The 23,440-nt window shown below is 68.1% G+C and carries 24 protein-coding genes and 2 pseudogenes; 13 read left to right on the forward strand and 13 right to left on the reverse strand.

Annotated features, from left to right (window positions below; all coding sequences use genetic code 11):
- Nucleotides 1-40: 40 nt before the first annotated feature.
- On the reverse strand, nt 41-2,923 hold the full coding sequence (locus tag VET27_RS16300; protein WP_526519913.1) for an arabinosyltransferase domain-containing protein: 2,883 nt from the start codon (nt 2,921-2,923) through the stop codon (nt 41-43).
- Between the two features lie 241 nt (nt 2,924-3,164).
- Between VET27_RS16300 and VET27_RS16305 the strand changes: the two genes are divergently transcribed.
- From VET27_RS16305 to VET27_RS16315, 3 genes are read left to right on the forward strand one after another with little or no spacing between them, the layout of a single operon-like run.
- The gene (locus VET27_RS16305) at nt 3,165-3,998 is read left to right on the forward strand and encodes an S-methyl-5'-thioadenosine phosphorylase (RefSeq protein ID WP_526519915.1); all 834 of its coding nucleotides are present in this window, start codon (nt 3,165-3,167) and stop codon (nt 3,996-3,998) included.
- Nucleotides 3,995-5,026 carry an NAD-dependent epimerase/dehydratase family protein gene (locus VET27_RS16310; protein ID WP_526519917.1) on the forward strand — a complete coding sequence of 344 codons (1,032 nt, stop codon included), beginning with the start codon at nt 3,995-3,997 and terminating at the stop codon, nt 5,024-5,026. The genes VET27_RS16305 and VET27_RS16310 overlap by 4 nt, the downstream gene beginning before the upstream one ends.
- A gap of 13 nt (nt 5,027-5,039) precedes the next feature.
- Complete coding sequence (locus VET27_RS16315) at nt 5,040-6,167, forward strand: nitronate monooxygenase (protein ID WP_526519919.1); 1,128 nt, start codon at nt 5,040-5,042, stop codon at nt 6,165-6,167.
- A gap of 89 nt (nt 6,168-6,256) precedes the next feature.
- On the opposite strand, the gene VET27_RS16320 is transcribed toward VET27_RS16315, so the two are convergent.
- Together VET27_RS16320 and VET27_RS16325 are read right to left on the reverse strand one after the other, a co-directional pair.
- Entirely contained in the window at nt 6,257-7,285 is a 1,029-nt protein-coding gene (locus VET27_RS16320; protein WP_526519921.1) for a sensor histidine kinase, read from the reverse strand.
- The gene (locus VET27_RS16325) at nt 7,272-7,961 is read right to left on the reverse strand and encodes a response regulator transcription factor (protein ID WP_526519923.1); all 690 of its coding nucleotides are present in this window, start codon (nt 7,959-7,961) and stop codon (nt 7,272-7,274) included. The genes VET27_RS16320 and VET27_RS16325 overlap by 14 nt, the downstream gene beginning before the upstream one ends.
- A gap of 128 nt (nt 7,962-8,089) precedes the next feature.
- Between VET27_RS16325 and VET27_RS16330 the strand changes: the two genes are divergently transcribed.
- The 3 genes from VET27_RS16330 to VET27_RS16340 are packed head-to-tail and all read left to right on the forward strand — an operon-like array spanning nt 8,090 to nt 10,024.
- Complete coding sequence (locus VET27_RS16330) at nt 8,090-8,719, forward strand: glycosyltransferase family 2 protein (protein WP_526519977.1); 630 nt, start codon at nt 8,090-8,092, stop codon at nt 8,717-8,719.
- A 26-nt stretch (nt 8,720-8,745) separates the two neighbouring features.
- On the forward strand, nt 8,746-9,402 hold the full coding sequence (locus VET27_RS16335) for a TIGR04282 family arsenosugar biosynthesis glycosyltransferase (RefSeq protein ID WP_526519925.1): 657 nt from the start codon (nt 8,746-8,748) through the stop codon (nt 9,400-9,402).
- Nucleotides 9,392-10,024, forward strand: coding sequence for a methyltransferase domain-containing protein (locus VET27_RS16340; RefSeq protein ID WP_526519927.1), 633 nt, complete (start codon nt 9,392-9,394; stop codon nt 10,022-10,024). The genes VET27_RS16335 and VET27_RS16340 overlap by 11 nt, the downstream gene beginning before the upstream one ends.
- Before the next feature lie 92 nt (nt 10,025-10,116).
- Here the strand turns inward: VET27_RS16340 and VET27_RS16345 are convergent, their stop codons facing one another.
- Both VET27_RS16345 and VET27_RS16350 read right to left on the reverse strand, forming a co-directional pair.
- Complete coding sequence (locus VET27_RS16345) at nt 10,117-11,472, reverse strand: hypothetical protein (protein ID WP_526519929.1); 1,356 nt, start codon at nt 11,470-11,472, stop codon at nt 10,117-10,119.
- Between the two features lie 135 nt (nt 11,473-11,607).
- Nucleotides 11,608-11,952, reverse strand: a complete 345-nt coding sequence (locus tag VET27_RS16350; protein ID WP_526519931.1) for a DUF302 domain-containing protein — start codon at nt 11,950-11,952, stop codon at nt 11,608-11,610.
- Nucleotides 11,953-12,001: 49 nt separating this feature from the next.
- Here VET27_RS16350 and VET27_RS16355 point away from each other — a divergent pair.
- Together VET27_RS16355 and VET27_RS16360 are read left to right on the forward strand one after the other, a co-directional pair.
- A pseudogene (locus VET27_RS16355) lies at nt 12,002-12,106 on the forward strand (regulator); the annotation flags it as partial.
- Between the two features lie 55 nt (nt 12,107-12,161).
- Nucleotides 12,162-12,560 (forward strand): ANTAR domain-containing protein, encoded by a 399-nt coding sequence (locus VET27_RS16360; RefSeq protein ID WP_526519933.1) that lies wholly within the window; start codon nt 12,162-12,164, stop codon nt 12,558-12,560.
- Between the two features lie 166 nt (nt 12,561-12,726).
- Here VET27_RS16360 and VET27_RS16365 read toward each other — a convergent pair whose 3' ends face one another.
- Nucleotides 12,727-13,860, reverse strand: coding sequence for an AI-2E family transporter (locus VET27_RS16365; protein WP_526519935.1), 1,134 nt, complete (start codon nt 13,858-13,860; stop codon nt 12,727-12,729).
- Between the two features lie 15 nt (nt 13,861-13,875).
- Complete coding sequence (locus VET27_RS16370; protein ID WP_526519937.1) at nt 13,876-14,031, reverse strand: hypothetical protein; 156 nt, start codon at nt 14,029-14,031, stop codon at nt 13,876-13,878.
- 233 nt (nt 14,032-14,264) lie between these two features.
- Here VET27_RS16370 and VET27_RS16375 point away from each other — a divergent pair, with 233 nt between their 5' ends.
- On the forward strand, nt 14,265-14,435 hold the full coding sequence (locus tag VET27_RS16375) for a DUF3140 domain-containing protein (protein ID WP_526519979.1): 171 nt from the start codon (nt 14,265-14,267) through the stop codon (nt 14,433-14,435).
- Nucleotides 14,436-14,460: 25 nt separating this feature from the next.
- On the opposite strand, the gene menE is transcribed toward VET27_RS16375, so the two are convergent.
- Both menE and VET27_RS16385 read right to left on the reverse strand, forming a co-directional pair.
- Entirely contained in the window at nt 14,461-15,549 is a 1,089-nt protein-coding gene (gene menE, locus VET27_RS16380; protein ID WP_526519939.1) for an o-succinylbenzoate--CoA ligase, read from the reverse strand.
- A 56-nt stretch (nt 15,550-15,605) separates the two neighbouring features.
- Nucleotides 15,606-15,932, reverse strand: coding sequence for a DUF3349 domain-containing protein (locus VET27_RS16385; protein WP_526519941.1), 327 nt, complete (start codon nt 15,930-15,932; stop codon nt 15,606-15,608).
- Nucleotides 15,933-16,212: 280 nt separating this feature from the next.
- Between VET27_RS16385 and VET27_RS16390 the strand changes: the two are divergent.
- From VET27_RS16390 to VET27_RS16400, 3 genes and pseudogenes are all read left to right on the forward strand, one after another.
- Nucleotides 16,213-17,241, forward strand: a pseudogene (locus VET27_RS16390) (inorganic phosphate transporter); the annotation flags it as partial.
- Nucleotides 17,242-17,364: 123 nt separating this feature from the next.
- On the forward strand, nt 17,365-17,649 hold the full coding sequence (locus VET27_RS16395) for a hypothetical protein (protein ID WP_526519943.1): 285 nt from the start codon (nt 17,365-17,367) through the stop codon (nt 17,647-17,649).
- An 11-nt stretch (nt 17,650-17,660) separates the two neighbouring features.
- Complete coding sequence (locus tag VET27_RS16400) at nt 17,661-17,966, forward strand: DUF3349 domain-containing protein (RefSeq protein ID WP_526519945.1); 306 nt, start codon at nt 17,661-17,663, stop codon at nt 17,964-17,966.
- Between the two features lie 44 nt (nt 17,967-18,010).
- Here the strand turns inward: VET27_RS16400 and VET27_RS16405 are convergent, their stop codons facing one another.
- The 3 genes from VET27_RS16405 to VET27_RS16415 form a co-directional block, all read right to left on the reverse strand.
- Nucleotides 18,011-18,397 (reverse strand): VOC family protein, encoded by a 387-nt coding sequence (locus VET27_RS16405; protein ID WP_526519947.1) that lies wholly within the window; start codon nt 18,395-18,397, stop codon nt 18,011-18,013.
- 22 nt (nt 18,398-18,419) lie between these two features.
- Entirely contained in the window at nt 18,420-19,295 is an 876-nt protein-coding gene (locus VET27_RS16410) for an SDR family oxidoreductase (protein WP_526519949.1), read from the reverse strand.
- Nucleotides 19,296-19,388: 93 nt separating this feature from the next.
- The gene (locus tag VET27_RS16415) at nt 19,389-19,706 is read right to left on the reverse strand and encodes a hypothetical protein (RefSeq protein WP_526519951.1); all 318 of its coding nucleotides are present in this window, start codon (nt 19,704-19,706) and stop codon (nt 19,389-19,391) included.
- Nucleotides 19,707-19,875: 169 nt separating this feature from the next.
- Between VET27_RS16415 and VET27_RS16420 the strand changes: the two genes are divergently transcribed.
- Nucleotides 19,876-21,246 (forward strand): PucR family transcriptional regulator, encoded by a 1,371-nt coding sequence (locus VET27_RS16420; protein WP_526519953.1) that lies wholly within the window; start codon nt 19,876-19,878, stop codon nt 21,244-21,246.
- A gap of 13 nt (nt 21,247-21,259) precedes the next feature.
- On the opposite strand, the gene VET27_RS16425 is transcribed toward VET27_RS16420, so the two are convergent.
- Nucleotides 21,260-23,434 carry a dehydrogenase E1 component subunit alpha/beta gene (locus tag VET27_RS16425; RefSeq protein ID WP_526519955.1) on the reverse strand — a complete coding sequence of 725 codons (2,175 nt, stop codon included), beginning with the start codon at nt 23,432-23,434 and terminating at the stop codon, nt 21,260-21,262.
- Nucleotides 23,435-23,440: the final 6 nt, after the last annotated feature.

Consider the following 23,440-nt stretch of genomic DNA (forward strand, 5'->3'; position numbering starts at 1 on the left):
CGGGGTACATCGTAGACGGCCTCAAACCAGCGCTTGCGGGTCACGCATGCCCCGACCCGGGTGTGCGCGTGACGCTGCGTCCATAGCCGTCTGGTGACGCGTCGTCACCAGTGAGACGTAATGTGCCCCAATCGATTTCGGGGTGTCCGACGATCTGAGTGGGTACCTCGAAGAGTTTGCCGAACGGTACGAGGCCGGCGAAGGAACCGCCGATTGTCTGATCAGTCGCCGCTATCGACCAGGGCACGGGCTCCTCGATGAGCGCCCGGGGCGCCTCGGCGAGCCCGCCGGCGAACCTCGGGATGTCCCGTACGCACGGGAACACGAACGCCAGCGGCCAGTTGACCAGGACGGGGCCACGGTCGGCCAGGAACTCGGTCAACCCGACCGCTGAGCGAAGCCGGGGACCGGTGAAGGCCAACCAGCCGGCCGTGTCGGAGCTGGCATCCGTAGCCCGGATCCGGACGCGATCGGCGCTGGATGGGACCTGGCGTGCGTCGACACCGATGGTCCGCCACAACGATCGGTCGGGATCCAGTTTGGCCGACACTCTGTCGAGCGGTTGACGCTCGCCCAGGGTCTCGACGAGACCCGCGCCCGCCCGGCCGAACTCCAGCACCAGGTTGTTGGGCTCGGCGACGCGACCGGAAACGGACAGCGCCACTCCGCCCGCCGGATCGAGAGTCGGCAGCACGAACCACGGGGTCGTCATGGTTCCGGTGTTGTTCAGCCGGGACAGCCGGCTGCCCCAGAGTTCGGCCGAGGTCCTGACACCCGGCGGGTCGGGCGGCGGCGCGCCGGGGTCGAATCCGGTCAGGGCGGCGAACCCGTCCAACTGCCCCCGGGGGACGGACGGGGCCAGCACGTCGCCGTCCTGCAGCACTTCGATGTCGTCGGCCAGCCCGCAGTCCGGGCCGCCACCCAGTTCGGTGAGGTTCGACGACGTCAGCGATGCCGCCGACCGACGAGACGGCGCGGCCACGAACGAGCCCACCAGGACGAGAACCACGGTCCCGGCGGCGGCGAGCGCGACCACGGCCGGCCCGGCGGCCAGCGATTGGCTGACGCGGGCACGGCCGTGCGGTGCGGCCGTTGCGGCGGCTGCCGCCCACACCAGCGCCAGCACGCCGATCCAGAACACCACGGAATCCAGGGGCACTCCGAACGGCCGGATCGGCGCCGACGCCCAGGGGACGTCGTAGAGGGCGGGCATCCACCACGCGTTCGGGCCGGAGAAGGCCAGCCCGGCAGCCGCGGCCACCAACGCACCACCCAACACCGCGATCACGCCGGTGACCCGGTCCGCTTCGTGGAACCCGGACGTCCTGCGGGCGGCCTGCAGCAGTGCCACTACGGCCACCACCAGGAACGACGCGAAGAGTCCGGCTGCCGCGCCGAGGTGATACGACCACTTGGACGGCACCACACATAGGGCGACGAGCGCGACGATCACCATGGCGGCCATCCGCACGGCGGCACGGTCGGCGTCGCTGCGTTCGGTTCGCCGGGCGGCCAGTGCCGCGACCACGGGCAGCAGCGCGGCGGTGAGCAGAACCGGGACTCGCTTGGGGCCACTGCCCTGCTGCGTCTCCCCGAGCAGGTTTACGTAGCGCTCGGGCTCCTGATACCACGGCAACGATGGGCCGAATGCGGTGTGCCAGCGCGTCGCCGTGACGAGTGCGTCCCAGGTCTCGTCGGCGAAGACGATGGTCGCCAAGGTGGCGACGATGCAGCACAGCAGCATCACCAGAGCCAAGAGCTCGGTCCGGCTGCGCGCCGTGTTACGCAGAATCGACACGATCCGCGGCGCGAACACCACCAGGGGTCCGGCGAGCAGCACGGCCGTCGGGGCTAGCGCGACGGTCACCACGGCGGTTAGCGCCGCCCAGCCCAGTGCCGTTGGCCCCCGCGCCCGCCACAGGATCGCCAGCACCGCGGTGACGCCGAAGGCCACATAGGACTCCGAGCGCGCGCCAAGGTTGAACGGCAGCCAGGCGGCGAGCAGGCAGACCGCGGCCAACAACCGGATCCGAGCGAGGCCCGCCAGCCTGGGCAGGGCCGCCGGGAGGATGCCCCGGCTCAGCACGAACCAGGTGGCGATGGCCAGGATGGTGCTAGGCACCCGCAACCACAACGGCGCCAGGCTGACGTCGGTCAACGGCGCGGGCAGTTGATAGGCCAGCGCGAAGGGTGTCTCCGAGGCGTTCCACCAGCGGTAGTAGTTGCCGGTGTTGCCGGTCGCGGCAAAGTTGCGGGCCATCATGGTGCCCCAGCCGTCGTCGACGGACAACGGTCCGATCACCGCCCAGCCCGCCAACGCGCCGATCACCCCGCCATCGACCCACGCGGTACGCCACCACCCGCGTGTGCGGAGTGGTTGCCCGACCGGGTGCTCGGGACCTCGTGGGCGTCTCCCGGCCCGGGTCAGCAGGCCGATTGCGAGCGACGCGGCGAGCAGCTGCCCGGCGATCAACAGGATCTTGAACGGGCTCGGGCTGGTCCCGAATGGGCTCGTGACATCGGCGGTGACCGTCATTCCAGCGGCGTCGGCCGGATCGAGTTCGGTTCGGAAGGCGAACACGTTCGGCACCGGCTCGCCGGCCAGATCGATCACCCGCCCGTCGGCTTGGCGGATCGACACCCCGGCGGGGCTCGCATCGATGCCGAGCCGGCAATCCGCGTCCCCGACCGGAACGGCCACGCGGTACACGCGGTCGTCCAGCTGGAGACGGGGTCCGTTCACCCCGGTCTGCACTAGCAGCCCGTCGCCCCGTTCGCCGGTGGCCAGCACCGTGACCGGATCGCGCTGGCCTCTGGCGCGCAACGCCGAACACGGCACGGTCGCGGTCAAGGTCGTCGGCCCGTAAGGGACGAACATCGCCGTGCTCGACTCGACGGGTTGGCCCGCGGCGGGCCATGTCACGGTAGTTTCGTCGGCGATCACCGGCGCAAACGGCAAGGCGAGGGCGGCCAGCAGCCCGATTACGCCGACCAGCAGTGCGGGCCAATGAAGGGCCCGCCGATGCGCGAGGCTCGAATCATCAGTCAGTGGATACCTTCTCGACGACGCAGACGGCGCCGAATCAGTCGGGGCGCACTTCTCGCTACCTTAGGGGTTGGGGCGGTTGCGAACGCCCGGCGTCACGGGCACGTCATGATTCACAATGATTGCCGCAGGCGTAGAGAGCAGATCGCATGCCAGCGGACGTAAGGAGCAACACGTGTTGGGAGTGATCGGTGGCAGTGGCTTCTACACGTTCTTCGGCGCGGATGCCCGCAGCATCAGCGTCGACACCCCGTACGGCCCGCCGAGCGGAGCCATCACCGTCGGCACCGTCGGTCACCACGAGGTCGCGTTCCTGCCGAGACACGGCGCCAACCACGAGTTCTCCCCCCATTCCGTGCCGTACCGCGCGAACATGTGGGCGCTGCGCGCGCTCGGCGTGCGACGGATCTTCGCGCCGTGTGCGGTGGGGAGCCTGACCCCCGACCTCGGTCCGGGGTCGATGGTGGTACCCGACCAGCTCGTCGACCGGACCATCGCCCGCGCGGACACGTACTTCGACTCCGGCGGCATCCACGTCGCGTTCGCCGATCCGTACTGTCCGAGTCTTCGTGCCAACGCGACCGAACTGCCGGGTGTGATCGACGGCGGCACCATGGTGGTGATCCAGGGACCGCGGTTCTCGACGCGCGCGGAGAGTCGCTGGTTCGCGTCGCAGGGGTTCACGCTGGTCAACATGACCGGTTATCCCGAGGCGGTGCTCGCTCGCGAGTTGGAGATGTGTTATGCGGCAATCGCTTTGGTGACCGATCTGGACGCGGGCATCGACTCCGGCACGGCCGTCAAGGCGGTTGACGTGTTCGCCGAGTTCGAGAAGAACATGGTGCCGTTCAAGAAGTTGGTGCACGAGGCCATCGATCAGGTCCCCGTCGAGCGGACCTGCACCCACTGCCTACCGCACGAGGGCGTCACCCTGCCGATCGAGCTGCCGTGAAGGTCCTCGTCACGGGCGCCGCGGGCTTCATCGGCTCCAAGGTGTGCGCGGCGCTGACCGACGCCGGGCACGACGTGGTCGGGGTCGACGCGATGCTGACCGCCGCGCACGGTGACGTCACCAAGCCGCCGGACGGCGTGCTGGAGGTCGACGTCCGGGACGCGTCCGGACTGGCGTCGCTGCTGCCGGACGTCGACGTCGTGTGCCATCAGGCGGCCGTCGTGGGCGCGGGGGTCGACGCGTCAGACGCGCCGAACTACGCCAGCCACAACGACTTTGGCACGACCGTGCTGCTCGCCGAGATGTTCGCCGCGGGCTGCCGCCGACTGGTGTTGGCGTCGTCGATGGTGGTCTACGGACAGGGCGGCTACGACTGCCCCGTGCACGGTCCGGTCGACCCGCTGCCGCGCACCGCCGCGGACCTGGACGCCGGCGTCTTCGAGCACCGCTGCCCAGTCGGCGGCGAGGAACTGCGCTGGCGCCTGGTGGGAGAGGACGCCCCACTGCGGCCGCGCAGCCTCTACGCGGCGAGCAAGACGGCCCAGGAGCACTACGCGCTGGCCTGGGCAGAGGCGACGGGCGGCTCGGTGGTCGCGCTGCGCTACCACAACGTCTACGGCCCGCTGATGCCTCGCGACACCCCGTACTCCGGGGTGGCGGCGATCTTCCGGTCGGCCATCGAAAGAGGCGAACCACCAAGGGTTTTCGAGGACGGCGGCCAGATGCGGGACTTCGTCCACGTCGCGGACGTGGCAGCGGTCAACGCCGCGGCGGTCGCGGCGGACACCGACGGATTCGCGGCGTTCAACGTCTGCTCCGGGCGGCCCATCTCGATCATGGACGTCGCGACGAAGATCTGTGACGCCCGCGAGGGGCAGCCGCCCGTCGTCACCGGCCAGTACCGCAGCGGCGACGTCCGCCACATCGTGGCAGATCCCGCCGCCGCGGCGGACGTGCTCGGATTCCGGGCGGCGATCGATCCCTCCGACGGACTGCGGGAGTTCGCGTTCGCGCCACTGCGCGGCTGACCATACTGAGCAGGTGAAACCAGCACTCTGCGAACGGTTCGGCATCGACTTCCCGCTCTTCGCCTTCAGTCACTGTCGGGACGTCGTGGCCGCGGTCACCAATGCCGGCGGCTTCGGCGTGCTCGGTGCGACGGCCTACACCCCCGAGCAGCTCGACCGGGAGCTGACCTGGATCGACGAGCACGTGCACGGCAAGCCGTACGGCGCAGACATCATCGTCCCCGCGAAGTTCGAGGGCAAGGGTGAGAACCTGTCCCGCACGCAGCTGGTCGACAGGATTCCCGACGAGTATCGGAGTTTCGTCGCCCAGCTGTTGGCCGAGCACGGAATCGAGACCGAGTCCGCGCCGAGCATCGGCGGTTCGGCGTTGACCGGCGACACCGGCCGGGAGTTGTTGGACGTGGCGATGAGCCACCCGATCAAGCTGATCGCCAACGCCCTCGGCGTCCCGCCGGACTACATGATCGAGGCGGGCCGTGAGCGCGGCGTACCGGTCGCCGCGTTGGTCGGCGCGAAGGAGCACGCGGTCAAGCAGGTGGCCGCGGGCGTCGACCTGATCGTCGCGCAGGGCACCGAGGCGGGCGGGCACTGCGGCGAGGTAACCACGCTGGTGCTCATCCCCGAAGTGCTGGACGCACTGCAGGCGATCGGCAGCGACATCCCGGTGCTCGCCGCGGGTGGCATCGTGACGGGCAGGCAGATGGCCGCCGCCGTCGCGATGGGCGCCGACGGTGCGTGGACCGGTTCGGTGTGGTTGACCACTGAAGAGGCCGAGACCGCGCCGCACACCGTGCAGAAGATGCTCGCCGCGACGTCGCGCGACACCGTGCGTTCGGCGGGCCGCACGGGAAAGCCGTCGCGCCAACTCGTGTCGGAGTGGACCGACGCCTGGCTGCCGCACACGGACGGTCGCCAGCCGCTACCGCTTCCGCTGCAGTCGATGCTCTGCGAGCCGGTGCTGCGGCGCATCGACGCGTTGGCCGATCAGGGCCACCAGGGCGCCCAAGAGCTGGCGACGTACTTCGTCGGACAGGGCGTCGGGTTGATGAACAAGGTGAAGCCCGCGCGCGACGTCGTCGTCGAGTTCATCGAGGACTACCTCGCCGCCGCGCAGCGGTTGAGCAATTCGTTGCCGGAGTGAGCCAGAATGCTCGCCGAACGTGGATTACCGCCGCGCCAAAGTGCGGAACTCCGTGTCAAAAGTCCACAGTCGGCGCGCCACTTCCGGAGCTATTCCTCGCCGGCCAGCGGCAGCCGCACCTCGAACCGTGCGCCGTTCTCCAGGTTGTAGGCCGACACGGTGCCGTGGTGCGCGTGCACCAGCCCGGCGGCGATGGCCAGGCCCAGCCCCGAGCCGCTCGGCAGAGAGGAGTCCTCCCGCGGCACCCGGCTGTTGGATCCGCGGTAGGCGATGTCGAAGACGCGTGCCAGGTCGGCCTCGTTGATGCCGACTCCGGTGTCGTCGACCCTGGCCCATGCGCCGTGCCCGTCGGATCCGATGGCCAGTTCGACTGTGCCGCCCTCCGGCGTGTGGGCGATGGCATTGGCGACCAGGTTGGACAGCACCCGCACCAGGGCGCGGTCGCTGCCGATCACGCCGACCGGCTTGGCGGGCACCCGGGCGTGGAGCGCGACTCCCGCGCGTTCGGCGGCGATCCGGTGGGCGGAGACCACGTCGTCGACGACCTCGTCCAGTGACACCTTGTCGTAGGCCGGTTGGACGGCGCCCGCGTTGATCTTCGACATCTCGAAGAGGTCGTCCACCATCTCGGAGAGTCGGATCGTCTCGTGCTCGATGTGCTTGGCGTGCGACCGCACCTCGTCGGGTTCGACCACGCCGTCGGCGATCGCCTCGGCCACGGCGCGGATTCCGGCCAGTGGCGTGCGCAGGTCATGGCTGACGAAGGCGACGAGCTGGCGACGCGATTGTTCGGCGATCTCGTCGGCTTCGTGGATCTGCTGCTCCCACACGGTGCGCCTGGCCTGGTAGCCCGCGAGCATGATCGCGGCGGGGATCGTCACGACCGACACGATGACCAGGACGACGACGATGCCCTCGAAGTTGGGCGACAGCATGAAACCGCTCGCACCGAACACCCCGGTGAACGTGGCCACCGTCGGGATGAGCACCAGCACGACCATGCTGACCGTCAGCGACCACAACCGCGCCAGCCGTATCAGGATCGCGCCTGCCACCACTACCGGCACCGAGCACGCCAGCGCGAGGCCGACGATCTCCCAGATGTCAGTCGTTGGCATACCGCTCCTCGCTCCACATGTAGCCGCGACCCCACACCGTCTGCACCCGGTGCTCGTCGCCGAGCTTCGATCGGAGCCGCTTGACGTGCACGGTGACGGTGGACAGATCGCCGAAGTCCCACTGCCACACCAGTTTCAGCAGCTCCTCGCGGGTGAACACGACGCCCTTGTGGGTGAGGAAGAACAGCAGGAGGTCGAACTCGCGATTGGTCAGGCTGATCGGCTGGCCCTTGATGGTCACCGAGCGCGCGGCGGCCGACACCGTCATGTCACCCACCGTCACGACCACGGGTTGGGTGCCTGCGGCCGCGGGGGCGCGGCGGAGCACCGACCGGACCCGCAGCGCCAACTCGCGAGGACTGAACGGCTTGACGAGGTAGTCGTCGGCGCCGGCCTCGAGCCCGGCGATGCGGTCGTCTTCCTCCCCGAGCGCCGTCAGCAAAATGACCGGCACCGAGTAGCCGCCGCGCTCGCGAAGGACGCGGCAGAGGGCGAGGCCGTCGGGCCCGGGCATCATCACGTCGAGCACGGCGACGTCGATCTGCTCGGATCCCAGCACCCGCAATGCCTGATTTCCATCGCGCGCAATCGACACGTCCAGGCCGTCACGCTCCAGGTACCGGCGCACGACGTCGCGGACGACGTTGTCGTCGTCGGCGATCAGCACTCGGGTCACAACGTCCCAGACTAGCTGGGCACAGTCTTACCTGCGCCGACGTCACCGATTGGTCAGCGTTCACCGCGCGGGATGCCAGCAAGGGTGGCTACTGTCACCTGGTGATTCCTTCTCGCGTGACGGTGGTGATGCCCTGTCTCAACGAGGCGGAATCACTGCCAGGGGTGATCGCGTTGCTGCCCGACGGCTACCAGGCGCTGGTAGTGGACAACAACAGCACCGATGGGACCGCCGAGGTGGCGCGCCGTTGCGGGGCGACAGTCGTGGAGGAGTCTCGGCCGGGGTACGGGGCGGCCGTGCACGCGGGCATCGTCGCGGCGTCAACGCCGATCGTGGCGGTGCTCGACGGCGACGGGTCGCTGGATCCGCGGGAGTTGCCCAAACTCGTCGACGAACTGGACCGCGGCGCCGACATGGCGGTCGGTCGTCGGCGCCCGTTGCCGGGGGTCCGTTGGCCGTGGCACGCGCGCCTGGGCACGCAGGTGGTTTGCTGGCGTCTGCGCAGGCGGCACGGGATTCCGGTCCACGACATCGCGCCCATGAGGGTAGCCCGTCGGGACGCCGTCGTCGGGCTTGGTGTAGCCGACCGCAGATCAGGGTATCCGCTCGAATTACTGGTCCGGGCTGCCGCCGCGGGGTGGGTGGTAGCTGAGCACGATGTCGCCTACGGATCCCGCACCGGCGGGAAGTCCAAGGTCAGCGGCTCGGTGCGAGGCAGTTTCTTTGCGATACTTGACTTTTGGCGGGTGATTTCTTGAGACCGGACTTCTCTGTGGCGGTATTGGTGGTCGCGAAGGCCCCGGTGCCAGGCCTGGCGAAGACTCGCCTGGCGGCCAGCATGGGCAACGCAGCGGCTGCGGACGTCGCGGCCGCTGCGCTGCTGGACACCCTGGACGCCGTCGCTGCCGCTCCTGTTGCCGCGCGCGTCGTCGCCATGACCGGCGATCTGTCCGCCGCGAGCCGCAGCGCCGAGATTCGCACCCGTCTCGCGGATTTCACCGTCATCGAGCAGCGGGGCGACGACTTCGCCGACCGACTCGCCAACGCCCACGCAGATGTTGCGCTCGCTGCGGGCGGCCTCCCCGTGGTGCAGATCGGCACGGACACCCCGCAGGTCACCGCGGACCTGCTCGTCGAGTGCGCGACCGCGCTGCTGTCGACCGACGCGGTGCTCGGCTTGGCCCGCGATGGGGGCTGGTGGGTCCTGGGCCTCACCGATCCGCAGGCCGCCGAGTGCCTGCGGGACGTGCCGATGTCCACGGCGGAAACGGGTGAGGTAACGCTTGCCGCCCTTCGCGACACCGGGCTCGACGTGAGAGTGGTATCCGAGTTGGCCGATGTCGACACCGTCGACGACGTCGGAGTCGTTCGCCGGGCGTGCCCGCCGGACAGTCGATTCCGCCAGGTGACACTGGCCATGGAGGTGGGACGTGCTGGGTAACTTGTATGACCAGGCCCTGACGGGTGAGCGATGTTGGATTCGCTACGACGACGGCACCGTGCAGGGGCTTCCGGTGCACAGCTGGTTGCCTGGGGGTCGGCGTCTGGACAAGGCGTTCGACGAGGCGGTGCTGGGCCTGTGCAACGGGCCGACGATCGACCTGGGCTGCGGTCCTGGACGATTCGTCGCCCATCTGACCAAGCTCGGCATCCCCGCGCTGGGCGTGGACCAGTCGCAGACCGCAGTCGAGCTGGCCCGCCGCGGCGGCGCCCCCGCACTGCGGCGCGACGTCTTCGAGCGGTTGCCCGGTACCGGCCGCTGGGGGACCGTCCTCCTGGCCGACGGCAACGTGGGACTCGGTGGAGATCCGACTCGCGTCCTGCGGCGTGCCGGCGAGTTGATGCGCACGGGCGGACGTTGTGTCGCCGAGTTCGACCCCACCATCAGCGGTGTCCAGTCCCGGTGGGTCCGCCTCGAATCCTCGAAAACCGTTGGGCCCTGGTTCCGTTGGGCGTCGGTCGGCATCGACTGCGCCAAGCATCTGGCCGAGGACGTGGGTCTCGCGGTCGCCGCCGTCATGCCGGTCGGCAACAGGGTGCTGGCGAGCCTCGCCGCTGCCTGACCCCCCCGCCTTTCTGCCGCGAGCGTGCGTGTTTGCGGCCGACACGCCGGGCGGAAATCGGACTTTGCGCACGTTCGGCGCCGACCCAGCCGCTACCAGTTCGTCAGAATGACGTGATTGAGCACCAGGGCGCCGATCACGTTGAGACCCAGCCACCATCGATGTGAGCGCGGGGGCAGCAGCGCCCCTGCGGCGGTCAGCCAGACGGTGTAGGGCAACCAAATTCGCTCGACCTCGGCCTTGCTGAGCATGCTCAGGTCGGCGCAGACGGTGGCCAGCAGCGCGCCGAGAATCACCAGGTACAGGCCGGAGCGCTGCTTGATCATCTTGACGTCGAAGGCCCGGGACACACCTGCCACCGTGCCGATTCCGACCGCGCACACCACCGACGCGAAGTTGGCCCACGACCAGTACTGAAACGGACGGTTCGCGGCGATACCCTGCCAATAGCGTTCCTGCACAAGGAGATAACCGTCGAACCACCAGAACCCGACGAGGGCGAAGACCCCCACGACCGCGAGTGCGACGACCACCGCCGGAAGGAAGGCGCGCAGCGCGGAGCGGACGTCCTTCGCGGAGATCAGCACTGCCACGGCGGGCAGGGCGATGAGGCCGAGTCCATAGTTGAGGAAGATCCCCCAGCCCAGCAGCAGTCCGGCCCCGGCGCCCGCGAGGACCGGGAGGCGTGTGGTTCCCCGAGTGGCAAGCGCCAGCAGTGCGAGACCCCACGCCGCCACTCCGGCGAAGTATCCGTCGGCCGACACCGCGACCCAGATCGCCGTCGGCGCGACCGCGACGAACGGCGCCGCGCGTCGCGCGAGGTCCTCACCGGACAGTGCCCGCGCTGCCACGACGATCGCCGCGGCGGCACTCGAACCGACCAGCAGGCACAGCAGACCTGCCCATGCGCCGCCGCTCAAGCCGATGCGGTCGAGCCACACGAACGTCAGCAGGGCGCCCGGTGGATGGCCGGAGACGTGGGTGATCCACGAATCTGGTTGGAAGTCCAGGATTCTGGAGGAGAACGACCGAAGCGCGTAGGGAATGTCGGTGATCGACGGCACCTGGCGCAGATACTCGTTGGTGGTCTCCAGGCGGTGGGCGAAACCACGCTGCCAACCGTCGATCATCGCCAGCGCGAACGCCCACGCGCACGACGTCGCCCACGTCACCAACGGCACCGCACGCCAGGGCAGGCGCTGCGTCACCGCCGGACCCCACAGCGCGGTGCCGACGCCGATCACGACGGCCGGGATGGTGCCCCATCCGACGTGGGCGTTCCACCACCCGAAGATCGGCGCCGCGGCGGCGTACATCTCGATCTGTCGCGGGGTGCTGTTGATCAGCGGCGTGACGATGCCGAGGTCGAGATGCGGGATGACGAACGCCGCGACGACCAGCAAGACCGCCAGGGTGGCCGCAACGATTTCGCGCCGGGCAGACTTCACGCCTACCCACCCTAGGCGTGGCGCGTATCGGGCCGCCGTGAGGTTTCGCCAACGGTCTCAGGTTGCGGCGCTGTGCAGCAGTGTCACCACCGCATCGTCGAGTGACGCGGCGACCGCGGTCGCTTCATCACTCGCTTACGGCGCGACCGCGCTGGCCAGGCGGTCATACGACCGCGTCGTTCCCTCGATCCGCTCGGCGACGAGAATGGTGATCGGCGCGTGCGAGCCGACGTCGGGGACGGTAGCGGCCATCTTGCTCATGGTGACGGGGTTGCCCGCGATGATGCGCAGCAGGCGACGGTCTTGCGCCGGGTCGCGTTTCGTCAGGGCCATGCCGAGGTCCAGGGTCAGGAACTCGATGAGACCACTGCCTCGCTGACAGACGAGTGAAGCTAGGGCGAATGTGATACCTGTTCCGATCGTGGCGTCCGACGAGACTCGAGAACCCGCCGCCGGGTTCCAGCGCGTGGGAAGCTTCACGTACCTGCAGGGATGCGACCGCTGGGAGTGGTCGAATGCCGTCGCGGCGATGCACGGCTACGAACCCGGTGCGGTCGTCCCGACCGCCGCGCTGATCCTGTCTCACAAGCATCCCGACGATCAGGCCGCAGTTTCGGAGATCATCGACCACGTCCTACGGCACGGCGCTCGCTTCAGCAGTCGACACCGCATCATCGACAGGTCAGGCCGTGAAAACGTCGTTGTCGTCGTTGGCGACAAACTGCTCGGCGAGGGGGGACGAGGTCGTCGGAACCACGGGCTTCTACATCGACGTCACCGAGGCCTTCGAAGCCGACGTGCAGCAGTCGGTCACGGAAGTGGTGGCCGCGGTCGAGGAGCGACGCGCGGCCATCCACGCGGCTATCGGGATCATCAGGATGGTGTACGGGGTCTCCGCCGAGCGAGCGTTCGAGGTGCTGACGTGGCGTTCGCAGCAGACGAACGTCAAGTTGCGGATCATCGCTAAGCAGTTCGTCGAGCGGCTCTCGCGGCAACCGCTGGCCACCGACGTCCGCGCGTACGTCGACCACCCGCTGATCACGGCGCACGAGCCTGCCGATGTCGATCGTGCCGCCGTCTTCGACTGACGGCTACGCGGCTGACAACGGGCAGCTGAGCTGCATCACACCGTCGACACCGGACTGGGTCGACCGGCGGCAATCAGCGTCTCGCCGAGGTCGTAGTCGTCGTCGGCATTGCAGGTACGAGATCGGTTCCGCGCGAGCAGAATCCAGGGTCGATCCGAGTAGGCGGTCAGGGCTCGCCGTCGGCGTGCGCATCGATCAGCGGCCCGTCGTCGGCCTCGAGTGCTTCGACTCGAGCGCCGGGGTTGTCGGCGATCAGCACGCGCACGAAGTTGTTGAAGAAGGCGATCGCGGGTACCGCAAGCAGGGCCCCGATGACGCCTGCGAGCACCACGCCCGCCGAGAGGCCGAGGACGACGGCGAGCGGATGGATGGAGACTGCGCGCCCCATCACCAACGGCTGCAGTACGTGCGCCTCGAGTTGCATGACCGCGACGATCAGGCCGAGCGTGATGAGTGCGTAGATGAGTCCCTTGGCCAGCAGGGCCACGATCACGGCCAGGAAGCCGGTGATCAAAGCGCCGACGACGGGTATGAAGGCGCCGAGGAAGATCAGCGAGGCCAGTGGCAGTGCCAGTGGAATGCCCATGATGGCGAGCCCGCTACCGATGGCGACCGCATCGACGAATGCGACGAGCGAGGTGGCACGTGCGTAGCCGGCCAGCGAATGAAATCCCGCCGAGCCCGCCTCGCGGACGCGCGCTCGGTGCTCGTCGGGGATGAGCCGGGTGACGAACTGCCAGATGCTGCGTCCGCCGAGAAGGAAGAAGATAACCGTGAACAGCAGCAGGAACGCGCCGCCAAGGATTTCGACGATGGTGCCCGCGGTGGACAAGGCGCCGCTGGTGAGCTGAGTCTGATGGGTGCGAAGCGCCTCGGTGAACGAGTCGACCGCACGGTTGATCTGGTCGGCGCTGAGTCTGGCTGGACCGTTGATGAGCCAGTCGCGTGTGCTCTCGATGCTGCGTGTCACCTGTTCGACCAGGAGGGGGGCTCCCTCGATGAACTGGTTGACGACGAAGGCGAGAGCGCCGCCGAAGATGGCAAGGCTGAGGACGAGAACGAAGGCGACTGCGCCTCCGCGTGCTGCGCCGTACCGGTCGAGGAAGTCGACCGCAGGCTGGAGTAATGCCGTGAGGATGAGGGCCAGCGCCACTGGGACCACGACGACGCCGAAGCGTACGAGGACCTCGAACGTCACATAGGCGGCGGCAGCGAGAAGGAGCAGCCGCCACGCCCACGCCGCGGACGCGCGTACCAGAGGACTGACCCACTGGTCAGCGCGTTCCGCAGCGGGGGGCACGACGGCGTTAGCGCGCTAGAACCACACTTTTCGGCCGCCGACGGGACGGCCGACTGCCCCGAGGATCCACAGAATCACCCCGACTACCACGAGGATTCCGCCGATGGTGTACAGGATCGGTATCCCTGCGAAATAACCGATCAACAGGAGAATGATGCCAAGGACGATCATGATCAATCCGATCCGTAGAGGGGAACTGCCGCAGAGGGAATTGCCCATTCCGTCAAAACCAAACCCCTGGGTTTCAACGGCTTTGCGGGAGCATTCCCGGCGCCTCCGTGTTTGAGCGCGGGTCGGGTGGGCAACGGCACTCCCATGGGTGCACGGGACGCCTCCGATGACGTGAAGGCGATACGCGAGGAATTCTCGTCAGCGGTGAGCATGGCGGCCAAGGAAATCGAGGACTGGCTCGACCGAAGAAGTCGTGTCTCGACGACGACGACGTCGCCCATATGCGGAAGGTCAACGCGTACGTGAAGCGGCATCTGGCCCAGCGTCCATCCGGCGACGTCCGCGATACCCACTGGCGGTACTCGCTGATGAACTGGGTGCCACGCGACCCACTCGAGAAGTAGACCGGACGCGCCGTCGGCGCCCCCGTCACGCGCCGGAGTCGAACCGGGTGGCGAGCTCTCTTCGGTCGAGCTTGCCGATGCCGCGGCGGGGGAGTTCCTCGACGACGTGCACCTCCCGCGGAGCCGCCGTCGCATCCAGCGTCTGCTCGACGTATGCGCGCAGCTCGGCCACCGTCGGTGCATCGGCACCCGCCGCGACCACCACCGCCGTGACGACGCGTTGGCCCAGCCGTTCGTCGCTGACCCCGAAGACGGCACAGTCGGCGATGGCGGGATGCGACGCCAGTGCCGATTCGACGAGTTGCGGCAGGACGGTCAGTCCGCCCGTGCCGATGGCGTCATCGACGCGTCCCAGTATTCGCAGGACACCTGAATCGTCAATGGCGCCAACGTCATCGGTGTGAAACCAGCCGGGCTCGGCGAACGGATTCGGCTCCATCGGATTGCGGTACCCCTTGGCCAGGGTCTCCCCGCCGAGCACCACGCGGCCGTCGTCGATGCGCACGCGCACTCCGTCCAGAGGCGTGCCGTCGTACACGCACCCGCCTGCCGTCTCACTCATTCCGTAGGTGCGCACCACCCGAATGCCCGCTGCAGCAGCGGCTTCGCCGACCGCCGCGGGCATCGGCCCACCGCCGATGAGGACCGCATCCAGTTCTGCCAACGCGCCGGCGGCAGCCGGATCGCCGAGTGCCTTGGCAAGCTGGAACGCGACCAACGACGCATACCGTGGCCCGGAACCCAATGCCTCGATCGCAGAGGGTAGTTCGGCGACGTCGAAACTCGGGTCGATCGCGACGGGCACGGTACCCGCCAGAAGACTGCGCACCATCACCTGCAATCCGGCGACGTGATGAGCGGGCAACGCCAGCAGCCAGGTGCCGGGACCGCCGATCCTGTCGTGGGTCGCCGACGCGCTGGCGATCAGCGCAGGCGCAGTGAGCATGGCGCCCTTCGGAGTTCCCGTCGTGCCCGACGTCGACACCACGACCGCGACGTCGTCGTCGATGTCCTCGCCGATCCCGAGCGACGTCGTCAGCAGTTCGGCCGACACGACGTCGGCAGGCACCGGCAGGATCGCCGATTCTCGACCGTCGAGGACGCCCTCGAGCACCGCGAGGAGCGGCTCGGGTGAGGGGATCGACGGGATGACGACCGCACGCAGGGGGGCTATGCCGATTCCTCGCCGTCGCTCCTGAGGTCCGCGCCGTCCTCGCGCGGATCGTCCAGCGGCCAACCCTTCGCGGCCAGGCGTTCCCGTACCCGCTCGACGTCCTCCGGTCGGGGTAGCTCGTCGGTGGTCTGGGTGATGAGCACGCCGATGTCGACGTCGTCGAACTCGCCGCGATCGATCAACTCATGCGCCACTGCCTTGACCTCGTCGTTGCTGAGACGACGGTTAAACAACGACATGAGTGGGATGCGATCGGGCCCCGGGACACCCTCTGGGTACCCGGCGGTGATCCACGCCACGATCTTGGCGAGAAATGTGTTCACAGGCGTCTGCTCCCTTGGGGCCGCGGTGGGGTCACGGCAACGGCGATGTGTCGATGGTAGTGGCGTACCCGGCTCAGGGCCCTTCAGGCGTTGCGTCGGTTAGATGTTTCGGGTCCGCGGGAGAACGCGCCCTGCCCTGCGGGCGAACAATGGATGAACAGCTCGTCGGAACCGGCAAAAGCCCAGGTGAGACCGCCTGTTACGCACCCTGTTCGCTGGTCGAAACATCCAGAAAAGCCCGACAATCTGTACCCATCAGCACAGAGATGATCATCCTGAGTTGCTGATTGCCACGGCGCTGGCATTCGACTTCACCAACGGATTCCACGACACCGGCAATGCCATGGCGACGTCGATCGCCACCGGTGCGCTCAAACCCAAGGTCGCGGTCTTGCTGGCAGGCATCCTGAACCTCGTCGGCGCCTTTCTCTCCGTCGAGGTGGCCGTCACCGTCACGACGTCGGTGCTGAAGATTCAGGACAACAAGACCGGTGCGCTGGTCCCGTCGATCGACGCATCGATGGGCCTGACCATCATCTTCGCCGGTCTCATCGGCGGCATCCTCTGGAACCTGCTGACCTGGCTGTTCGGCATCCCGTCCAGTTCCTCACACGCGTTGTTCGGAGGACTGATCGGTGCAGGCATCGCTGCCATCGGCATGGAGGGAGTCAACTGGACGGGCGTCATCAGCAAGGTTCTGGTCCCCGCGGTCGCTGCCCCGTTCATCGCCGGACTCGTCGCGGCCTGCGGAACCTGGTTGGTCTACCGCATATCGCGCAACGTGGTGAAGAAGCGGCGCGAGGACGGCTTCCGCTGGGGTCAGATCGCCACCGCGTCGCTCGTCGCTCTGTCGCACGGCACCAACGACGCGCAAAAGACGATGGGCGTCATCGCGCTGGCGCTGATCACCACCGGCCACCTGACTGGGGACGTGAAGAAGGACGGCCTGCCGTTCTGGGTCATCCTGTCCTGCGCACTGGCCATCGGCCTCGGCACCTACATCGGTGGCTGGCGCGTCATCCGGACCCTGGGCAAGGGCCTCGTCGAGATCGAGTCGCCGCAGGGCCTGGCCGCCGAAGCCTCGTCCGCTGCGATCATCCTGAGCTCGAGTGCGGCCGGAATGGCACTGTCGACCACGCACGTTGCGACGGGCTCGATCCTCGGCAGCGGTGCCGGCAAGCCAGGTGCGCAGGTTCGCTGGGCAGTGGCAGGTCGCATGGCGCTGGCGTGGCTGGTCACGCTGCCCGCCGCGGCGCTCGTCGGAGCGATCGCCTTTTGGATCTCGCACTTCGTCGCCGGCGCCACCACGCATCGACCAACTCGGTCGTTCCCGTCGAGGTCCGCGGGGCATTGACCGATTCCCCCAAGGCCAGTGTCTGATCCGGCCGGTCTGATCCGGGCCCACAAGCCAACTAACAGAAGGAATCACTGAATGACTACGTATGTGATACCGCTGCTCACGGTGCTCGTCGTGGGTCTATTGCTTGGAGCTGGCCTACCCGCCGTCTTCGCGCTCGGGCTGGTGTCCTATTCGCACGGTGCCGGTGGCGCCGAGGCCGACGGCACCGTGGACGCGCCCAACCCCGCGCTCAAGGTCCCCGGCCTGCTGCTGTTCGCGCTCGTCAGTTTCATCATCTTCGTCGCGATCCTCTGGATCACGCGGTCCACCATCATCCACCACACCGGGTTCGACCCCTTCTTCGGATTCAAGAAGTGAGCTGACTGAACATGACTGAGCACAAGACCGTTTTCGACAACGTCCTGCACTGGCTGAACGCCGGCTATCCGGAAGGCGTTCCGACGAAGGACTACTTTCCACTTCTCGCACTGCTCAAGCGGTCGCTAACGGACGACGAGGTCATCAAGGCGGCCCAGTCGATCCTCAAGTCGACCGATGCGGACACGGTCACCGAGGCCGAGATCCGCAAGGCGGTCCAGGATGTCACCGACCAGGAACCCAACCCCGAGGAGATCCATCAGGTCGCCTCGCGGCTGGCTTCGGTGGGCTGGCCGCTGGCGCTGCCCTCGCACTGAACCATTTCCTGAGCGGCCCCCTACCCGAACGGGTGGGGGGTCGTTCATTTTCTGGCGTCTCGCCGCAACGGGTGCGTGTCGGGCACCTGCACGAAGATGAGGGTGACGCCATCCGGGTCGGTGACGTGCATTTCGTGCAGGCCCCACGGCTCCTGGGTGGCTGCCCGCGCGATCGCGACGTCGCGGGCCTCGAGCTCGGTCTGCGTGGCGTAGACGTCCCGCACCTGCAGCCACAGCGCGCCGGGAAATGGTGGCGCCGAGGGCGATCCCCCGCCGTGGCCGGCCAGCTCGATGAGCGACTGACCGGCGTAGAACACCGTGCCCGCACCGTACTCACGGGCGATGGCGAGACCGATGGCATCGCGGTAGAAGGTCAACGATCGCTGGTAGTCGGCCGGCCGCAACAACACCCGACTGGCCAGGATCTCCATGTGTCGGTTCTAACACGAGAACTCAGCTCGTGGGTTGCACGCGCTGACGCTTCATGAGGGCGTCCACGGCGGCGGGCGCGAAACTGTTCATCGCGTGGGCGGTGACGGCCATCCGCGGGGCGATGCGCACGGGCCTGCGTCGGACGGCGGTGACCATCCAGTCCGCCGCCTCGTCGGCCGACAGTCCAGGGAGCCCGTCGTATGCCCGCGTCGGCGCGATCATCGGCGTCTTGACCAGCGGGTAGAACAGCGTCGTCGAGTGCACTCCGTCCTGGGCCCATTCGGTCTCGACGACACGGCTGACGGCGGTGAGCGCCGCCTTCGAGGCGTTGTAGACCGCGAATAGCGGCGAGGATTCACTCAGCACGCCCCACGTCGAGACGTTCACGATGTGTCCGTCACGCCGCGCCCGCATACCCGGCGCGAAACCGCGGATCAGCCGAAGCGGTGAGTAGTAGTTCAACGACATCGTCCGTTCGACGTCGTGCCAGCGGTCCAGCGATTCGGCCAACGGTCGCCGGATCGACCTGCCCGCGTTGTTGATCAGGACGTCTACCCCGCCGAACCGGCCCTCGACGTCGGCGACCAGAGCGTCCACCTCGTCGAGGTCGGACAGGTCGCAGGCGATGGCGGTCGCGTCGCCGCCCGCGGCGCCGACCCGCTCCACGACGGAGTCCAGCAATTCCTGTCGGCGGGCCACGACGATGACCCGTGCACCCTGGCGGGCCAGCTTCAGTGCACCCGCTTCGCCGATTCCCGACGAGGCCCCGGTGATCAGGATCCGCTTCCCGGCGGGATCGACGTCGTGCCTGGGCTGCAGCAGCTGTGCGGTCAGCGGCGGACGCATGCCGGCCAGGAACAGCGAGTCGGCGAGGCGGCGCAGCGGGTTCTTGCTCACGGACGATGAGCTTAGGTCGCGCGTCGCGGCCCTCGCGATTTCGGTGCGCTAACCGTTGCTCACCGAACGTTAGCGCGCGCCGAAACCGTGGGGTTAGCCAACGCCCTCGAGGACGTCCGTCTCGGTGTTGCCGATGTTCGCGACGATCTCCGGCCTGCGTGCGACGCGGTACCGGTACCAGGCGACTGCCGCAATCATGGTGGCGAGGAACAGGTACGGAATGACGTTCAGCGGCCAGGCAGGCACCGGCCAGACGTTGGCGAAGAACACGTAGGCCATCGCGAGGACCACGACGACGGCGCAGGTCCACACCAGGCGGTTGCGCATGCCCTCGCGCCGTGTGTACACGACGCGGGCGATCGCGACGAGCGCATAGGCCGCCATGTAGCCGCAGGTGCCGTAGGTGTCCACCTAGACGACGATCTCCATGGGGTCGACGCGGAAGACGATGGCTTTCATGCCCCTCCAGGCTTCGGTAAGGCGGTCGAATCCGGGTGATCGTAGACATGGGAACCGCTCGGAAGCACTGTGAAAATTTGTGGATGCAACGCTAGTGATTCGACATTCGTACACTGCCTCGGTGGCCCGCGACCTGAGTTCGATTGCGCACGTGCTCGGCGGCGAACTGCTCATCGCCGGCGGCGCCGCAGCATCGACGCAAGTGGATGCCGCCGTGCGTCTGGACGACTTCGTCGTCGTCGGTCATCCCTCGTACGCGACGCTCGTGGTGGGCTCTGCCGGTGCGCTCGAGGCGGCCGTACTCGCGGGTGACAAGCGCAGCGCGGCGCTGACCGACACCGTCCTCGTCGTCGGTGGTGAACGGGATGGGCTTCGTAACCTGTTCGCCAGCAAAGGATTCTGCGTCATCATCGTGGAGGAGCCCAACGAGGAGCTGCTTCATGCGCGGCTGGTCGCGCTACTCGCCGTTGACCAAGCGGCCGAAGGTCGGCTGGTGACGACGGGGACCAAGGTGCTCACTCAGGTCGCCCGCCGCGGCGGTGCCGAAGGCGTGATCGCTCAGCTCGCGCACCGCATCGACGGGTGGGCGGTCTTGCTCGACGCGCACGGGCAGACGATCACCACCGCCGGTGCAGGACACCTGGTCATTTCGTCCCGTAACAGTTCGACCAGTCGCAGCCGTGACCTGGCTTCGCAAGCGGCCGCGCTGCTCGACCTGATCCTTCGCACCCACGAGTACACCGGCACCGAACGGCTCGGCCGCGGGGTCATGATGGGCACGCTGTTGGCCGGCGGCGATGCGGCCTCTGCGCTGTTGCGTCGGTGGGGCGTACACGAGGTCTCGCTAACGGCCTTCGTCCTCACCGCACGATCGCGGTCAGTCGATCTCGAACGGCTGGTGATCCGTTGGCTCGACGAACTCGGCGCCGTGCCCATGGTGACCGCAGACCGCGGCACCGTGCTCGGCTTCGTCCAAGACGATCAGTCAGGCGAACTCGCGGAGCGGGTGCAGAACTCCACCGGCCAGCCGCGGCTCCCGTTGCGTCTCGGCGTCGGCACGCCTGCCCCGACCGATGCGCTGACCCGCAGCGTGGCAGAGGCCCGCCAGGCGCACGAGGTCGCGGTCGCGGACGGCCGCGACGCGGTCCGCTACCAAGCCCTGCCGACGGTCGCCTACGTGCTCGATCGGCTCGATCCCGTCGACGGCGGACGTCTGGCGGCCGTGCTCGATCCCCTTCGCGATCAGGGCGGCTCGCATGGCGACCTCACCCGCACACTGCGACTCTTCCTCGCACAGAACGGCGTTTGGGGCATCACGGCCGAGCAGCTGGGCGTGCATCGACAAACCCTCGCGAGCCGCATCCGTCGGATCGAGGACCTCACGGGTTCGTCGATGTCGAGTCCCGACGATCGCGCCGCGGCGTGGCTCGCCCTGCGGGCGCTCGAACGCCACGCGATTTCGGCGCGCCAACTGTCGCCCACCGAACGTTAGCGCGCCCAAATCGCTACGGGAGCAGCTTGAGAGCGGCTGCTTCAATCTGCTCCTCGGACAGAAGCACGTTCAGTGCCGCATCGCCCAGCGGGATGAAGCTGTCCGCGCTGGCCACCCGGGCCAGTGAGCCGGTGTAACCCTGGTCGATCATCGCGGCCATCACGCCCTCGGCGACTCCGCCGGAGGCCCGCGTCTCGTCCACCACGAGCGTGCAGCCGGTGGCGTTCGCCTCCCGCATGACGTCTGTCAAGGGAAGTGGTGCAAGCCAACGCATGTCGACGACTCGGGTCGAGACGTTCGCGCTCGCGAGGCGGCGCGCCACACGCAGGCTCATCGGCACGCCGTTGCCGAACGTCACGATGGTCAGATGGGTGCCATCGCCGTAGACGCGCGCCCGACCGATCGGCGCGGCCGCCGTCGGATATTGGGCCAGCCACTGGTCGTCGCCGCTCTCGTGGAGATCTCGAACATGGTACAGCGCAATCGGTTCCAGGAAGACGCAGAGGGCGCCGGCGGTATGGGCTGCCGATGCACACGTCCGCATCATGGCGGCGGCATCGTCGGGACGCGAGGGGGAGGCGATGACGATGCCGGGGATGTCCCGCAGGGCGCCGATGGCATTGTCGTTGTGAAAGTGCCCTCCGAACCCCTTCTGGTACCCGTAACCGGCGACGCGAACGACCATGGGGTTGCGGTACTGCCGGTTGGAGAAGAACTGCAAGGTGGCGCCCTCGCCGCGGATCTGGTCGGCGGCGTTGTGCAGATAAGCGAGATACTGGATCTCGGGGATGGGCAGCAGGCCGGCGAGTCCGGCGCCGAGTGCCAGCCCGAGGATGGCCTGCTCGTCGAGGAGAGTGTCGAACACTCTTGCCGGACTGGTCTTTTGCGCGAGCCCGCGGGTCACGCCGTAGACGCCGCCCTTGCGCGCGACGTCCTCGCCGAAGACCAGCGCCCCGGGGTAGTCCGTCAGCACGTCGAGCAGTGCGCGGTTGATCGACTGCGCCACCGTAAGCGGGTCCCCGTCGCCCGAGCCGTCGGCCGCGGCGATGCGGGGTGGTGCCGCAGTGGCCTCGGCGAGACCGTCGAGCAGCGGCCTCATCACCGCTGCGGCACTGTCCAACTGGGGCAGTTCGGCAACCCGTTCGGCGATCCCTATGACCTCCGCGCGCTTGGCTTCGTAGCGTTCGAGGACGTCGGCGGGGGACATGCCGCCATGCGCGATCAACAGTTTCGCCGTATGGAGAACGGGGTCGCGGTCGTAGTCGGCGGTGATCTCGCCGGGGGCACGGTAGGCGGCTTCCACGTCGGAGCCCGCGTGGCCCATCAGTCGTACGGTGCGCAGGTGCAGGAACGCGGGTTTGCGATGCCTGCGCACCCAGTCGACGGCGCGGGTGGCGACGGCATGGGTGTCGGTCACGTCGGAACCGTCGGCGGTGAAGTACTCGAGGCCCGCTCGGCCGGAGAAGTTGGCGGCGATCCACCCCGTCGGCGTCCTGGTGCTGATGCCGATGCCGTTGTCCTCGCAGACGAAGAGCAGGGGCAGCGGAAGTCCTTGGTAGGCAGCGTGGGTCGCGGTGTTGATGGCGCCGACCGCGGTCGAGTGGTTCACGGAGGCATCGCCGAAGCTGCATACGGTGACGGCGTCGCGCGGCCACGGGGTGTCGACGGCGAGCTTGGCGGCCCGCCCGATGGAGAAGGCCACCCCGACGGCGCGCGGCAGGTGTGAGGCGATCGTCGAGGTCTGCGGTATGACGTTGATGTCGTGGCGACCGAACACCTTGTGCCTCCCGCCGCTGATCGGATCGTCGGTCGCGGCGCACACACCGAGCAAGACGTCACGCAGCGGGTCGGTGCCGTCGACCTGGCCGGCGCGGTGCAGGAAGAAGCCACCCGAACGGTAGTGCAGCAGTGCGGGATCGGTGGGGCGAAGCGCAGCGGCGACTGCGGCGTTGCCTTCGTGACCGGACGAACCGATCGTGTAGAAGCCCTTGCCGTGGGAGCGCAACCAGCGGGCGGCCAGGTCGAGGTGCCTGCTGCCGAGCTGGGAGTCGAACAAGTCCAGCACGTCCTGCACGGTCAGGGACGAGGTCGGCAGGATCGGCGCACCCCGGTCGACGACAGCGTGTCCCTCACCGCCGGGTAGCCCGGCGATGGTTGCGGTGAAGTACTCGTCGATCTTCTCGGCCACGGCCCC

The sequence above is a fragment of the Mycobacterium sp. genome (assembly GCF_035633495.1).
GTDB lineage: Bacteria > Actinomycetota > Actinomycetes > Mycobacteriales > Mycobacteriaceae > Mycobacterium.